11 protein-coding genes are annotated in these 14,716 nt (G+C 62.3%); 1 reads left to right on the forward strand and 10 read right to left on the reverse strand.

Annotation, left to right across the window (positions count from 1 at the left end; all coding sequences use genetic code 11):
- Window positions 1-31: 31 nt before the first annotated feature.
- From NFJ07_RS09125 to NFJ07_RS09135, 3 genes are read right to left on the reverse strand one after another with little or no spacing between them, the layout of a single operon-like run.
- Complete coding sequence (locus tag NFJ07_RS09125; RefSeq protein WP_269993787.1) at window positions 32-955, reverse strand: carbohydrate ABC transporter permease; 924 nt, start codon at window positions 953-955, stop codon at window positions 32-34.
- Complete coding sequence (locus NFJ07_RS09130; protein WP_059388769.1) at window positions 955-1,857, reverse strand: carbohydrate ABC transporter permease; 903 nt, start codon at window positions 1,855-1,857, stop codon at window positions 955-957. The genes NFJ07_RS09125 and NFJ07_RS09130 overlap by 1 nt, the downstream gene beginning before the upstream one ends.
- A gap of 3 nt (window positions 1,858-1,860) precedes the next feature.
- Window positions 1,861-3,180: an extracellular solute-binding protein gene (locus NFJ07_RS09135; protein ID WP_269993788.1), complete on the reverse strand. Its 1,320-nt coding sequence runs from the start codon at window positions 3,178-3,180 to the stop codon at window positions 1,861-1,863.
- 287 nt (window positions 3,181-3,467) lie between these two features.
- Between NFJ07_RS09135 and NFJ07_RS09140 the strand changes: the two genes are divergently transcribed.
- Complete coding sequence (locus tag NFJ07_RS09140) at window positions 3,468-4,502, forward strand: LacI family DNA-binding transcriptional regulator (RefSeq protein WP_269993789.1); 1,035 nt, start codon at window positions 3,468-3,470, stop codon at window positions 4,500-4,502.
- 22 nt (window positions 4,503-4,524) lie between these two features.
- Here the strand turns inward: NFJ07_RS09140 and NFJ07_RS09145 are convergent, their stop codons facing one another.
- The 7 genes from NFJ07_RS09145 to NFJ07_RS09175 form a co-directional block, all read right to left on the reverse strand.
- Window positions 4,525-4,779 carry a YegP family protein gene (locus tag NFJ07_RS09145; RefSeq protein ID WP_269993790.1) on the reverse strand — a complete coding sequence of 85 codons (255 nt, stop codon included), beginning with the start codon at window positions 4,777-4,779 and terminating at the stop codon, window positions 4,525-4,527.
- 157 nt (window positions 4,780-4,936) lie between these two features.
- The gene (locus NFJ07_RS09150; protein WP_269993791.1) at window positions 4,937-6,523 is read right to left on the reverse strand and encodes a zf-HC2 domain-containing protein; all 1,587 of its coding nucleotides are present in this window, start codon (window positions 6,521-6,523) and stop codon (window positions 4,937-4,939) included.
- 63 nt (window positions 6,524-6,586) lie between these two features.
- Window positions 6,587-7,615: a class C sortase gene (locus tag NFJ07_RS09155; RefSeq protein ID WP_269993792.1), complete on the reverse strand. Its 1,029-nt coding sequence runs from the start codon at window positions 7,613-7,615 to the stop codon at window positions 6,587-6,589.
- 101 nt (window positions 7,616-7,716) lie between these two features.
- On the reverse strand, window positions 7,717-9,186 hold the full coding sequence (locus NFJ07_RS09160) for a SpaH/EbpB family LPXTG-anchored major pilin (RefSeq protein ID WP_269993793.1): 1,470 nt from the start codon (window positions 9,184-9,186) through the stop codon (window positions 7,717-7,719).
- Window positions 9,183-12,836 carry a beta strand repeat-containing protein gene (locus tag NFJ07_RS09165; RefSeq protein WP_269993794.1) on the reverse strand — a complete coding sequence of 1,218 codons (3,654 nt, stop codon included), beginning with the start codon at window positions 12,834-12,836 and terminating at the stop codon, window positions 9,183-9,185. The genes NFJ07_RS09160 and NFJ07_RS09165 overlap by 4 nt, the downstream gene beginning before the upstream one ends.
- 300 nt (window positions 12,837-13,136) lie before the next feature.
- Window positions 13,137-13,520 carry a hypothetical protein gene (locus NFJ07_RS09170; protein WP_269993795.1) on the reverse strand — a complete coding sequence of 128 codons (384 nt, stop codon included), beginning with the start codon at window positions 13,518-13,520 and terminating at the stop codon, window positions 13,137-13,139.
- 406 nt (window positions 13,521-13,926) lie between these two features.
- Window positions 13,927-14,691 (reverse strand): hypothetical protein, encoded by a 765-nt coding sequence (locus tag NFJ07_RS09175; protein WP_269993796.1) that lies wholly within the window; start codon window positions 14,689-14,691, stop codon window positions 13,927-13,929.
- Between the last annotated feature and the right edge of the window lie 25 nt (window positions 14,692-14,716).

Here is a 14,716-nt window from a genome sequence, read left to right on the forward strand (position 1 = left end):
TTTCCTTTCGTGTTCTTCAAAAGAGCGTTGGCTATTTGCTGAATCCGGCGGTCAATCCGCTGAGCAGCTGGCGGCGGGCCACCACATAGATGACCAGCAGCGGCAAGGTGGCGAGCACCACGGAAGCCAGCACGGCGGGGATGTTCACGCTGAATTCGCCCTGGAAGGTCCACAAGGACAGCGGAAGCACCCGGGTGGACGGGCTCTGGGTCAAGATAAGCGGGAAGAGGAAGCCGTTCCAGACTCCCAGCGCGTTGTAGATACCAACGGTCACGACGGCGGGCCGGGTCATGGGCAGCGCGAGGCGCCACATCATGGCCCAGTCCGAGCAGCCGTCTAGCCGCATGGACTCGAACAATTCGTTGGGAACATCGCGCATGAAGTTGCTCAGGATGAGGACGGAAATGGGAATGGCGAACGCGATGGAGGGGAGGATCAACGCCAACAACGTGTCATAGAGATGCGCCTTGGTGATCATCCAATAGATCGGAATGATCGTGGCGTGCAAGGGAATCGCCAGGCCAAGGAGGAACGTGTTGTTCGTCCACGTCAGGAACCGGCCCTTGCCCCGAACGATTGCGTAAGCGGCCATGAACGAGACCAAGAGTGCCGGTACAACGCTGCCCACCGTGACGATCAGGCTGTTGGCGAAGTACATCGCGAAGTCGTTGTCCAGGACGAGCTTGTAGTTGTCGAGGGTCGGCTCCGTTGGCGGCATCATCGGGTTCGAGGTGAAGAACCCGGCCTGGTTCTTGAGGCTCGTCACCACCACGTAGTAGATGGGAACGATGATGATCGCCAGCCAAAGCCAGCCGCCCAAGCCGCCCAGGTAGTTGGGACGGAAGCGTCCAGGGCCCTTGGTCCGTTTTGCCCGGGGGCCCTGCTTGCGGCCTTGCTTGTTGCTTAGCGCGGTGCGCCTTGCCGGGGGTGCGGGAATCTGGGTTGTGGAAGCCATCAGGCACCTTCCAATTGGCTTGCGTTGCGGTTCTTGCCACCGAGTCTTTGCAGGAGGAGGGCCAGGGCAAGGCCGATCACCACGAGGATGACGCCCAGGGCGCTCGCCGCTCCCATGTCGTTGGCCTTGAAGCCGGTCAGGTACATGTGCAGCGGAAGCAGCCGCGTGGAGTAGCCGGGGCCTCCGCCGGTAAGGACGAAGACGAGGTCGAAGTAGGCCAGTGAGCCGACCACCATGAGGGTGGAGGACGTGATGATGGTGTACTTCAACTGGGGCAAGGTGATGGCGAAGAACTGTTGGACGCGCCCGGCGCCGTCGATTTGGGCCGCTTCGTACAGCGATGCCGGGATCTGGCGTACGCCGCCTTGGTAGATAAGCGTGTGGAACGGGACAAACTGCCAGGCGATGACGAACACGACGACGAACAGCACCAGATCCGAGTTGCCGAGCCAGTCCTGGGCCAGGAATGGAAGGCCCAAGCCCGGGCCAAGGCCGAAGTTCGGGTCCAAGAGGGCCTTGTAGGCGATGGCGACGGCCGCCGAGGACAGCAGCAGCGGCACGAAATAAAGGACGGCGAGGGCCGCGCGGTATTTCTGGGATGCGGACGTGAAGACTCCGAGGAGCAAGCTGATGGGAGCCTGGACGATGAACGAGAAGAACATGATCTTGGCGGTGACCCACAGCGCATTGCCGGTGACGGGATCCGTCAGGACCGTGGTCCAGCTCGACAAGCCGTCCAGCTTGATTTCGCCCAACCCGTCCCATTTGGTGAAGCTGAGGAAGAGCACGCCGAAGAGCGGAATGATGGCGAAGAGGAGGAAGAAGACGAGGGCTGGTGCGGCCAGCCACCCCGACGGGCCCTTTTCAAGGACCCGCCGGGAAGAACCGGTTGAGGTAGACACTGGTTACTTTCCGATCGTTGCGTTCATGGTCGAGACGAACTGATCGGGGCTGATCTTCTTCAGGAAGATCTGGTCCAGGTTCGCCAACATGGCGTCTCCCTGGGCGGGGCTGAGGGCCTGGTCCCAGGAGAGGGTGAAGCTGGGGGCGTTCTTGGCCATGCCGTACACGTAGCTCAGGAAGTCCTTGTCCGGCGATGCGGCCAGCTTGCTTTCGATGCCCGTGGTCACGGGAACGGCTCCGGAGTCGATCAAGGCCTGCGTGTCGGCGTCGGTGAACATTCCGCTCTTGACGTAGTCGAGTGCTGCCTTCTTCTGGCTGTCAGTGGCCTTGGAAGAGATCGACCAGAAGTTGGAAGGGTTGCCCACGACGTTGGCCGGATCGCCCTTGCCTCCGGAAACGGTGGGGAAGGTGACGTAGCCTAGCTTCCCGTTCTTGACGAAGTCCGCGGCGTCCTTCTTCATGCTCTGGTAGATCCAGCCACCCTGCAGGATCATGGCGGCCTTGCCGGTGTAGAGGAGGGCCTGGTCCGCGTTGCTGTCGGCGGCAATGGAGGAGAAGCCGTTGGCGAATCCGCCTGCGTCCACCAGGTCCTGGATCTTGCTCAGGGCTTCCTTAACGGCGGGATCGGACCAGGCGCCGGGCTTGTTGGCGGCGATGTTCGCGAAGACGTCGGGTCCGCCGATGCGCTCCACCAGGTATTCGAGCCACATCAAGTCCGGCCACTTGGACTGGCCGCCTAGGGAGAACGGAGCGATGCCTGCAGCCTTGAACTTCGGCACCAATGCCATCAGCTCGTCCCACGTCTTGGGGGCCTGGGCGCCGATCTTATCGAAGACTTCCTTGTTGTAGTACAGGACGACGGGCTGAACGTTGTTGTTGGGCAGGGCATACGTCTTGCCGTCGATCACGCCGTTCTTGAGCACGGACGGCAGGTAGCGGTTCTTGACATCGGGGTTTGACGATACGAAGTCCGACAGGTCGGCCACCTGCCCGGCGTCGACATAGGACTTCAGGACGCCACCGCCCCAACCGTAAATGAAGGTGGGTCCTTGACCGGCGCCGACGGCGGTGCGCACCTTGGTCTTGTAAGCGTCATTCGCGAAGAAATCAAGCTTGACGGCCTCGTCAGGGTGGGCTTTGTTCCATGCATCGATGGACTTCTGGAGTACGGGCTGGTTACCGCCCGTCAGGCCCCACATGCTCGCCGAGTCGGCGTTTCCTACCGAACTTGCCGGTCCACTTGATCCGCAAGCTGCGAGGGAGATCGATACGGCCGCAGCAGTGACGGCGATCGCTGCTGAGCGCAACGCGAGTTTTACCATTTGCAATTCCATTCGTCCTCCGGGCTCGACGCTGATTGCCCGGCTATTGGTTTCGGGAGTCCGGCCTTCGGGGAGCGAGGCTGCACTGCCGCTGAATATGCTTGATCCGAATCTTCGAAATATTTCGACAATCTTTTCGGTCCGTTAGGCAAATTTAGCTGTGGTGTGGGTCACCGTCAAGGCGATTTGGACATAAAGTTCAACTCTTTTACGAAATGGAGATTGACTCTGCTGGCCTTGCCGTCCAGACTTGTGTCAACGAAATATTTCGAAAGAGTTGAGGATCCGTGGCCAGCAATGAAGGTTCCGCCAAGGTGACATTGGCCGCCATTGCCCGGGAAGCGGGCGTCTCGATGCCGACCGTCTCGAAGGTGGTCAATGGGCGCGAGGACGTTGCAGCTGGTACCCGCGCCAAAGTTCTGACCGCCTTGGAGCGGACGGGGTACAAGTCACCGCTTCAGCGAAAGAACACCGCCAGCCGCCGGCCCGTGGTGGAAGTTGTGTTCGACACCTTGAATTCGGCCTATGGGGTGGAAGTGCTCAATGGCGTGCTGGAGCATGCGGCCGCCTCCGATGTTGAAGTCCTGCTCAACATCACCGGCCAGCAGTCGGCGTCGAAGCTGAGCCTAGAGCAGAGGGCGCAGCGAATCGTCGACGAAGGCCGCAGCGGCATGATCGTGGTGACCTCGGCGTTCAGTTCGGCCCAGCTGGATCCATTTCGACGGCGGCAGATTCCTATCGTTGTCATCGACCCGCTCAATCCGCCACCAGGTGACGTGGTCAGCGTCGGCGCCAGCAACTGGGCTGGGGGCAAGGCTGCCACGGCCCACCTGCTGGATCTTGGACATCGCAGGATCGCCTACTTGGGTGGGCCGGAAGCAGCCGAGTGCAACCAGGCCCGGCTGCACGGGTACATGGCCGCGCTGATGGCGAAGGGGGTGCCCGTGGAGGAGCGCTACATCCTGTCAGGACCCTTCCGTTCCGACAACGGTGTTGCGGGAATGAAGACCCTGCTTCAACTCGAAGAGCGCCCAACGGCGATCTTCGCCGCAAGCGACAGCATCGCCTTGGGCGTGCTCGCCGAGGCGCGTCGGCAAAAGATCCGCATCCCGGAGGACATCAGCGTGGTGGGATTCGACGGAACCTACCAAGCGGAGGAATCGGTCCCGCCGCTCACGTCCGTATCCCAGCCGCTGCAGGAAATGGGCCGCGCCGCCCTGCGATTCGTCCTGCGCCAAATGCGGGGTGACGCGTTGGACTCGCGGCGAGTGGAGCTCGCTACGCACCTTGTGGTCCGCGAATCCACGGCGCCGCCGGCGTAGGCATGTCCCATCCGACGCTCGCTCACTTTTGGGGCGTTTTTCGCGGACGCTCGCTCACATCTTCAAGCCCAACAGCGGGGTGGTTTTCCGGCACCGATCCAGTGAGATCAACGATGCGCCCGTTGGCCGCGGCCTCGCGCACTGACCAGATCGCTGCGATTGCCGCGTCTTCGTCCTCAAAAGCCTTGGAGGTGAGCAGCACTTCACCATTTCCGGTGACGAGTTCGAACCGCAGACCAGCGTCCGCGTCAACGTGGAGATTGAATTGTGAGGTCATTGCGGTTCTCCCTTGGTTCTTCCCCTCAACTTGGTGTTCCGCGCGTCAGGGTCTTATGTTGCGAAGGCAGCCGTTCGACGCTGCCACTTCATGAGTGCGTCGGAGGGGTACTTCGTGACGCCGCGGGTGTTGGGTAGTTTTTGGGCCGCTACATCTGTCAGAAGTCGTAGTGGAAGGAATTCGTTGCAATCCCAGGTCCATTCAAGCCATACGTCAAGGTGTGGACGTCCTGGTCCACGATTCTGACGGTGAGCCCGAACTTCAGTTCGCCGGGTTGCACCGAGCTTGTCGCGCAGCTGATGCTGGAGGGATCCAGTGGCTTCGCCGAGCAGCTCCATCCCGCAGGGGCAGTTACGGAGCCGCTTGAAATTGTGCCAGGGGCGTTGATCGAGAAGTCGGCGGTGGCATTCCCGAATCCTCGAGACAGGGTGAATACGGTCTCGAGTGTTGCCGTCGTGGGTTCCGCGCCCGAGTCCGTCCGGCTCGCTTTACCGCTGACTTTCCCACGATTTGCCGTCGGCGTGGGAGCCGGCGTCGGTGTCGGCGTCGGCGACGGGGTCCGCACCGGAACGGGAACGGGTATGGGCGTGCCGGTGGGCGCGGGCACTCGTGCCGGCACCGGCGCCGCAAAGAGGGGTTCAGTGATCACAGGCGACGCCGGCTCGTCCGGCAGCGGCTGAAGCGGCGGGGGCGCTTCGGAGGCAGCGGGGGTGGGCGACTGGGCCTGTGACGGCGCAGGTGTCGGCCGGGCAGACCGGGTTGTTTGTATCTCGGCGTCCTGATACCCCTGTGGTGCCGGCTGGCCGGTCAGGACCTGGACCAAGCCGACAGCTCCCACGACCAGCCCCACGGCGAGGGTAGCGAGGACAGACATAAACAAGGGCTGTGAGAGCTTGCCCACCCCGGGTGCCGCCGGCACCGAATGAAACTGCCCTGCAACGCCCAGTCCCGAGGCGCCGCTTCCCCAGGCAGCCAACGGGACGCCTGTTATCAATGGCAGGAGCACGGCCCGCATGGTTGCCTGCACGTCCCCGAGCTCCAGCAGCACGGCCGTGCACTTGGCGCACCCGTCAAGGTGATCCCGGACTTTTGCCTCGGCGTGTTTGGACAGGCCTCCGCGAACATAAGATCCGAGCTGGGGGACGACCTTCGTGCAGGCACCTTGCGGAGTCTCGTTGACGTGCATCTGCAAATACTGTCTGCGCAACCCTTCCCGCGCCCGCACGCCCAGTGCGGAGACAGCGTTGGGGGAGAGCCCGAGGATCGGAGCGACGACGGCGGGTTTCATCCGTTCCACGTCCAGGTACCACAGCGCCGATTGCCATCGTTCCGGCAGTGATCGGAAGGCACGGGCCACGGTGTGAGATTCGAAGGCCTGGATGACGGGATCGTCCGGTGTCATTTTGTGGTCAAGAACAGACTCGTCGCCGGTCGGCAGGGAGCGGCGGGCATTCCGGTTCCTATGGTGGGAAAGCCGTGTCACCGCGGACAACAAGTACCCGCGGAAGAATTGCTCGGGCCCTTTGCCCGCGACAAGGCTCTGCAGGACCGACCGGAATGCTTCGGCGACGACGTCGTCGGCATCGCTGAGGTTGTCAACGTTTTTGCGGGCGACGGTAGAAGCGATGGAGACATGGCGAGCGTAGAGCCCGTCATAGGCATCCAGATTTCCACCGCGGACCATGGCGATTAGTTGACCGTCGCTGACAGCGTCGGCCTTTGAAGAGGTAGTACTAGGCGCCATAACCGGCTTCCCTACGAGCATAAATATTTCCGACCATATAGACACAGTGGCCGGACCCGGAACTTATGACGCAGTTTTGGAATATTTTCTCAAGGGGGCACGGGACGCCGACTTCACGGGGTGTTCACGATGTCGAGGTCCCTGCGCATATCTCAAGATAGCGGGGGCCAAGTAGAAGGCGAGCAGGCCCCCGATGAAGTAGACAGCCCAAAACGGGAATCCGATGTTGGTTTGGCGTCCTGCGAGGGTTTTCTGTTCCGGCGCGTCTTTGGGGATGTCTGCGATCCGGGAGGCATGGACCAAGAGCCGGTGGGAGTTCACTCCAATGGGGGTGCACGTGATCAGGGTGATTTGATCCTCGCCGGCGACTACTTTCAGGGAAGAGATGTCGTCCGGTTTGACCACCTCGATCTTGTTCACCTTGTACAGGAAGGTGTGGTCCATGACTTCGGTGGAGAAGATGTCGCCGATTTTGGCGCTGTGGAGCGGGGTGAAGAGTTCAGCGTTGGGGATTCCCGAGTGTGATGTCAGGACGCTCTGTGTACCCGGTCCTCCGACGGGAAGGGAGGATCCGTAGAGGTGGCCGACTCCTTTGGCCAGGACGTCGTCGCTGGTTCCGTGGAAGATCGGCAGATCGATGTTCAGGGAGGGGTAGCGGAGTCTGCCGATCACCTCGTCGTTGGCGACGTTCAGTTGGCTTTGGTAGTCCTTCAGTTGCCCTTCCAACGCCGGGGTGGGGGCTTGGGTGGAGTAGGGGTCACGCAGCTGTCCGGCGGGGATCCGGGAGTTGTATTCGCGCGCACGGTCCAACACTTTCGTCCTAGCCGAGGGGTCAAGCTGTTCGACGTCCTGCGCGTATCCGGATAGTTGGCTGTTGTGGGATATGGAGCTGAACCAGTCCGCTGCCTGCGGGTAGAGGACCAGGCCCAGCCCGATGGCCGCGATGACCATCATGGTCACGAATCTCCGGTCAATACGGCCGCGCCGGATGCTTGTGCGCCCGCGGAGTACCTTGCGGGTTCTGCGGCGACGAGGGGGGCCTTCTGGGCCGGGTTCGGAACCCTCCATGAATTCTTCGAGGGTTTGAGTCATTGGGGCCTCTTGCTTTGATGGACGGGAGCGGTGTGGGGCATCCACCGCGTTGGTGGATGCCCCACACCCTGCATCAAGGGGTGCAGATCACCGAGGGATGCTTACTTTGCCTCGGTGCGCCTCCGACGGCCTGTGACCAAGAACAGACCGGCACCTGCCAGCACGAGAATCCCGCCGGTGGTCAGGGCCCAGGTTCCCACACCACCGGTGAACGGCAACTGGAATCCGGCGTTCGCCAGGACATTTCCGATGGTCACTGTCACGACCGCGGGGTCAGAGCTGGTGACCGTGGTCTGAACCGGCTGGGCGAGCAGCTCGTACCCGGCAGGGGCCTTGGTCTCCACCAGCCAGTACGCCTGGTAGCCGGTCTGGCCGGGGCTTACCGCAACCCCGTTGGCCCAGTTGGAGTAGCGCAGGCCGGAGATCACGAGGTTTCCGGTCGCATCGGTGGTCCAGGAGCTAACGCCGGCGACGGTGATCGCGTTGGTGCCGGCCAGGGCATCGGCCTGGGTCGGGTACACCGAGAACGCGGCGCCGGCCAAGGCCGCGGAGCTCTTGGAGTCCTGCTTGTGAAGGACGATGTCGCCCCACTTGGTAATCACCGGGGGAGTGACGACCGGACCGCCGGGCTGGCCCGGGGTGATGTTGAAGCTGGCCGCGTTCGGGTAGACGTTGGCCGTGTTCGAGATTTGGCCGACCGCGTTCACTGTGGTGTTCACGGTAACGACGACCTTGGCCGTGGGGTTAGCAGCGAGGATGGCGCGGCCGCTGGCGGTGAAGTCGACCGTGAGGGTGTTCGTGGCCGCGTTGAACGCGATGGTGTAGTCCGTGTTCAACGTGAGAGTGGCGCCGTTGGAGAGCGCGACCGTCGAGTTTGTGTACGTCAGTTTAGGGTCGAGTTGGTCGGTGATCCGGTAGCCATCGATCGGGTTGACGTTGGGGATGCCGCCCGTGATGGTCCACTTCACACTGTCGCCGAGCTTGATGGCGGAGGTATCGGTGACGGTCTTCGTCGCGGTGGTGACGGCGTTCTTGGGGTAGACGTTGACGTTGTACATCCAGTTGTTCTCGTTCACGGGGTCCGTCAGGGGAAGGGTCACCAGGAACGGAGCCGAGGGAGTGACGCCGGCAGGGTAGCCGGTCTCCGTCACCAGGTACAGGCCCAGGGGAAGGTTCCCCAGAGTCCCTGTTCCGCTCGCGTCCGTCGTGACCGTCGAGCCCGGGGTCGACGCCTGCGCCGCGGCCTGGGCCGGTGTCAGGGCCGCCGCCGTAGCCCAGCCCGCATTCGTCGTCAGGTCAATGTTGTTGACCTTCTGCACCGTGAACGTGACCCCGGCCATGGGCGTCAGGCCCGCTAGCTGGGCGGGAGTCAGGGCCGTTCCGTTGTTGGGCAGGTTGGTCGGCGTGGCCGGCGTCTGGTACTTGTGGATGGTCAGCGTACCCGTCTGGGACGGATCGACGTTGGCAATGTTCGCCGCGTTTGCACCCCCGGCCCCGAGGGCAAGCATTGCTGCTGAGGCAATTGCAGCCAGCGAAGCAACGATTGTGCGCCTCACCTTCGATGATTTCATCGTGTTCCTTTCGTGTTGTCCCCAGGGAGATGCACGGAGATACTCTCAGCAATCTGGGTATGTGGGGTTTTGTCCGCTCGCCTGATAACGATGAGGGCGAGCGAAATCATGAGGAGGAGGATCCCCAGAAGGGCGCCCCCGAAGGGGCCGGCATAGCCTGGGCCGCCGGCGGCTGGAAGCTTGACGGCCGCCATGTCCAGGACGGTGATGGTCACGCCGTTTGCTGTCACGGAGGTGCCCGCGGTGGCCGGGTCCAAGGTGATGCTGCCGTTGGCCGCTACGGTGAACTTCACGGGAGTCGCCAGCAGCGAGTAGCCGTTCGGGGCCGTGGTCTCAAGCAGCCAGTACGTTCCCGGAAGCAGGTTCCTGGCCTCTACCAGTCCGGGAGATCCGGACACAGTGCTGTTGACGCCGATCAGGGTTGTGCCCATTTGCCCGGCAGCATCGTTGTGGATCTCAAAGCTCGAGCCGGTCAGCGGGACGGTGGAACCCTGGGTTGGACCAGGTCCTGCCTTCTGCACGAACAGGTGGCCCGTGGTGGGGTTGGTGGTGAAACACGCCGGGTCAAGCGGCGCCGGGTTTCCGGTGACGCATCGTGCCGGCGGGATGACACCGTTGCCCGTTGCCCCGTTCTTCAGGGTGACGAGCCACGCATTCGTGTTGACCGTCACCGAGTAGGTCAACACCGCCGTGCCGTTGCCCGGGAGGGTGAAAGAAGGTGTGATCAGCTTGTTACCGGCGCCAGGATCCGCAACCGCGAGGGGTGTGCCGCCGTTGATGGTCAGCTTCGCCGACCCGGCGGTGAACGTGGCGTTGTTCAAGACCTGGCTCAGGTCATCGCTGAGGATGACACCGGTGATGGGATTCACGGTGGAACTGGTGGCAGTCACCGAGTAGGTGATCACCCGGTTTGCGCTAGGGTCGCCCGGATTGATGTAAGTTCCTGAAGCAGGGGACGCGGTCTTGCCCAGTGTCCACGAGCCCACGGGATTGACGGTGCAGGTAGTGCTGCCGGCCGGGCAGGACGTCGGGGGAGTGATGATGGTCGAGGGCGTCAGGTAGTTCTCGATCGAGGCATTGCCCAGGCTGCCGTCGCTATTGACCTTCACCTGATAGGTCACCACGCTCTTCGTGCCGGCCGACACGGTGCCGGTGATGCCCAGGGTCTTCGTTGCTGCACCCGAGTTGTTCGCGACAACCAAGGGAATCCCGCTCGTGGTAGTCGTGGTGATGGAGTTGGCCACGAAGGTTGTGTCGTCCAGGACGTTCCCGAGCCAGTCGGTGTAACCGATGGCAGCGGGAGCAGTACCGGCGGTGTTGTCGAAAGTCAACGTGTACGTGAGAACCTGCCCGGGTTGGACCATGGTCCCGGCCGTCGGATTCACGCTCTTGGAGGCCACCAGATTGGAAGCGGGCGGCGTATCGCAGGCGGCGTTGTCCGTCGTCGGGCCCTGCTCCTGGCCCGCAGGCAGGGCCGCTGAGTTGAACAGGCCGGTCCCGGGGCCGGCGCAGGCGGTCGCCTGCGAGGTGTTCGTGAAGTGGAACGTCACCGCGAGGTTGAAAGTCTGCGTGACCCCCGCACCGATGCCGGAACCCGCGGGGGCGAGCGTGTAGGGTCCGGCGGTCGACGACGAGCCGCCGGCAGGGGCCCCGGTCCCGGACGTCGTCCAGACGGCGCCAGTGGGGGCCAGATTCGAAGCGAACGCCGGGGTGTCGGTCAGTGCACCGTACGCGCCGGCAACTGAGCCGCTGTTGGCGATGGTAATGGTGTAGTTGGCGAGGTAGGTGCCGTTCGTATCCGGGCCGGTAACGGTACCCGTCTGTTTCGCGACGTTGATAATGGGCAGTGCGTTGTTTGACAAGGTGCAGGTGATGTTCGCCCCAACCACCGGCGTGATGGCAAGGGAACCGGTGTACGCGGCGCCGTTGGGCAGACCGGTCTGGAGCCCGAACGAGTCCGTACAGGTGACGGTGCCGGAATAGTTCGCAAGGTTGGTCGTCCCGGCGGCCGCTTCGGTCAGGGTGTACGTTGTTCCGGCCGACGCAATGTAGGCCCCTGTGGTGCCGGTTCCGGGCGTGACGGTTGACCCCGCGCCGGCCGTGGTCGAGTTCGCGGGGTTGTTGACCACCGTGCCTGTCGCCCCGCCGGTGCGGATCTGCATCGTGAACTGGTCCGTTGCCGCCTCGCGCGGTGCTCCGAGCGCCTTGATCAGGGTAATCCGCGGCGCGCGGACGACAAGGGTGGCGTTCGCCGGCGGGTTGAGGTTGGTCGCGATGTTCCCGGGTCCGTTGACATACGTCCCCTCCGCGGCTGCTGTCACGTTGAACGTGATGGTGCAGGACGATTGGCCCTGGGCGAGGTCACCGCCCGTGGCTGTGAAGACACTCGACCCGACGGTTCCTGTTTTGACGAATGGGGCGCCCGTGACTTGGGTGCAGGTTCCGCCGATGGCGGGATTCGGGGCGATCACGAGTCCGGCGGGCAGGGTATCGGTGATGCTCCAGTCGGTCTTTGCGTTCAGCTCGCTGGTATTGGTGATTGTGAGTGTGGTCGTGGACGTTTGGCCCGGTGCGATCAGGGCGGGCAAGAAGGACTTGTCCAGCTGGGGCGTGACATCTACGAGTTTGATGTTGCTGAATGCGCCGTCGTTGCCGTTGGTAGTGCCATTCGTGTTGTACATTTCCAGGCCGATGCTGGTGCCGGTGGCTTGGAACGACTGGTTGGTGGTCATCGACGCGAGGTTCACTGTTTTGGTGACGGTCCCAAACGCTCCGCCGACATTACTTGTCACCGACTGGGTGTATGTCGTGACGTTGGGGCTTGTGGCAGTTGAACAGCCGTTGAGCGGGGTGCCCAGGTTGCTGATGACCGCGCCGGTGACTGGATCCACGGTGGCGAACTGGTATCCAGGGTCAGCGCCTGGCATGCCGCAGTTTATGTACGCGGTGTTGACGCTGAACGCGTAGTAGTGACCGGGGATCGTCGTGATCGGCTGGACGGTCTTGAACATGACGCTGCCGGTGGCGACATTCGGGCCGACAGGCAGGATGTCACAGGTTCCGCCTGTCGATGAGGTGGACTGGCATTCGGTGTAGGAGCTCACCACGTTGTAGCTCGAAGGAGAAGCCGGGGCGAACTGCTGCCCCATCGCCAATGCCAACATCCTAAGGAACTGGTAACTGCGGACCCCGGAGAAGTCTGAGCACCGGCCGTTGACCCCTGAGTCAGAGGCGCTCGTACCCGACTGAGCCCAAGAGGGGGTGGTCGAGTTGGAGTAATTCAGAATGAGACCGTTGCAGCGGCTGCCGTTGATCCATTGGGGCGATCCCGTATAAGTCTGGCCGGTCGAACCCACATACGTCGTTGATCCGGCTGCTGAGTACGACTTTGCCCCGGTTGCCGTTGTATTCGGAAGATTGTTGAAGTCCTCGGTGTAGATGGGCGTACCCGTCTGGGGTACCCCTGGTGTACCCGGCGTCGTCGCATACGCGGGTCCCAGCCCGCTGAAGGACAACATGGTCGCAAAGATCGCCATAACAGCGAAAAACGCCGCTGACTTGGGGTGCAACCGTGACCGGGCTCGGAATGCCTTCACGGGCCACCTGCTTGAGGCCTTCTTGAAGATCTTCAGGAAATTCCAGACAGTCATCAGGAACCGCCCCTGATCCCAGGCCTTGCTGTGGTGAATTTGCTCAATATCACCGGACACCTCACTAGTAGTCACGACCGGGCCTGCGCCCGGAACTTCGAATCTGACTGGTTAGTGTCGGCACCGGCAGAACGTGACGTGGGTCCGGTAGGAAACTCTCAATTTTTTCGGGGGCTCCTGAGATTCGCCACGTACCATCCGCAAAACGGCATGGCAGGGCCGCATCACTCCTGTGCCAGTAGCTCTGGGTCGATCGAACTGCTCTGTGCACCCGAGTGGGATCCGGAGTGTATGCAGAGGCTATTCGGGCAAGGAAATGGGCGTGATGGCGTCGTGTTCATCCCAGAGTTTCGTCCCGGAGGCGGTCTCGGCGTGGACAGCCATGGCGCTGATGAGCTCTCCCGCATGTCGTTGGTCGTTTTCGGTGACGACATACGTGAAGACGAGCTCGGTTTCCCCTCCGGCGGGTATCGGGCCGAGGCTCAAGATCGACGGGCCGGTCGTGTAGTGCAGTTTTTCCATTCCTGCGTTGGTGAAGGACCGCAGGACAAGAACGACGGTGGTGAGCTCTTCCCCGGAGTCATTGATGATCCAGGCGGAATAGGCCAAGGGGTCGTGAGGAGTCGCGGTGGCCTTGTCCGCGTAGTGAACCAGGCGTACCCCGGTACTGTTCAGCGGACGCACCAAGAAGACCCTGGAAGCGGTGGCATCCGATGGATGCGACGCGTGTTTGGTTTCGTGGGGTTGTCGTCTAAGTCGCTTCTGCGGACTGCCTGGTAGATGCAGCATTAGACCCGCCTCGCGAAAAGGGTGATCAGCCATTTGTTCCTCAGCCGTTCCGCCCGGTGGCGCCCGCGGACGGGTACCTGGTCGACGACGTTCTCAGGAGGTGTTATCGGTTCGGGGACCGTGTCTATTGACGATGTGAATCGCCGCGTGCCCGTTTCGGCGTCTTGAACGCTGACCGTGTCTCTGCTTTCGAGGGTGCGAACAGCATCGATGATGGCAATGAGCCGTAGTGAGCCCCCGTCCACGCGTCGGGCCATGCTCGCGGCCGAAGGGAGCAGATTCGTCGGACTTTCGTAGCATGTCATCGCGACTGCCGCCTGACCGGGAAACCTCTGAGCTGCGCCACAAGGCTCATGGCCTCGGCATCCGTTGACGGCAAAGGCCGGTACTGGAGTTCACAGGTGCCAAGGGCCCCGTTCCGGAGCACCTCAAGCCGCTTCTTGCACCTGAGTGCATCAGCAAGATCTTTTGTTGAACCCCTTATGAGGAAGTCCACCCTGGCATCGCGGTACACCTGGATCGCTGATTCGCCAGTGAATTCCTCGACACATATTCGGCCCACTTCCGCGGATAGCGCCCACGAGCCCTTCAGTTGTTTGTCCATGAGAGAAAACAACATCGTCCCTAGCATGCACTTGCCGGCCCCGTTCGCCGCCTGGCGCGCGTCTTGAAGTACGCGCTCGAAATGGGCTGTGGTCGCCAGGCCTGTTCTGACATCCGTACAGGATGAAGGCTGGTTTTGCTCACTGGCCTCTACCCACCCGACGGCGATTTCCTGAAGTGCGCTTTGATCCACGGGCAGTCCGGCGGCCGCGAAAAGGGAGCTCAGATCGGCCATCGTTTCACCAATGCCCACGCCGTGGAAGGAACGCGATGCGCCCAGGAGCCGAGCTGAGCCGTCAGAAGAAGCCCCGTTCATCACTGAGAACGCCATTCCTTCGACTTCCGGTACGAACCAATCCCGAACGTACCGCCAGCCATCGCGCAAGCTTTGGTCCCGCCACCGGGCCAGAAGCTGCCACATGCCATCCGCGACGGCCGCCGCAGCCGCTGTTTGAATCTTCATGCCTACTGTGTGGTGGGTGCAGACG

It is taken from the genome of Arthrobacter sp. B2a2-09 (assembly GCF_027587375.1).
GTDB lineage: Bacteria > Actinomycetota > Actinomycetes > Actinomycetales > Micrococcaceae > Arthrobacter.

What these genes read in the sequence shown, in the direction of transcription:
- NFJ07_RS09125 (WP_269993787.1), bottom strand. Translation starts at nt 955, where the DNA reads ATGGCTTCCACAACCCAGATTCCCGCACCCCCGGCAAGGCGCACCGCG.
- NFJ07_RS09135 (WP_269993788.1), bottom strand. Translation starts at nt 3,180, where the DNA reads ATGGTAAAACTCGCGTTGCGCTCAGCAGCGATCGCCGTCACTGCTGCG.
- NFJ07_RS09145 (WP_269993790.1), bottom strand. Translation starts at nt 4,779, where the DNA reads ATGACCTCACAATTCAATCTCCACGTTGACGCGGACGCTGGTCTGCGG.
- NFJ07_RS09150 (WP_269993791.1), bottom strand. Translation starts at nt 6,523, where the DNA reads ATGGCGCCTAGTACTACCTCTTCAAAGGCCGACGCTGTCAGCGACGGT.
- NFJ07_RS09155 (WP_269993792.1), bottom strand. Translation starts at nt 7,615, where the DNA reads ATGACTCAAACCCTCGAAGAATTCATGGAGGGTTCCGAACCCGGCCCA.
- NFJ07_RS09160 (WP_269993793.1), bottom strand. Translation starts at nt 9,186, where the DNA reads ATGAAATCATCGAAGGTGAGGCGCACAATCGTTGCTTCGCTGGCTGCA.
- NFJ07_RS09165 (WP_269993794.1), bottom strand. Translation starts at nt 12,836, where the DNA reads ATGACTGTCTGGAATTTCCTGAAGATCTTCAAGAAGGCCTCAAGCAGG.
- NFJ07_RS09175 (WP_269993796.1), bottom strand. Translation starts at nt 14,691, where the DNA reads ATGAAGATTCAAACAGCGGCTGCGGCGGCCGTCGCGGATGGCATGTGG.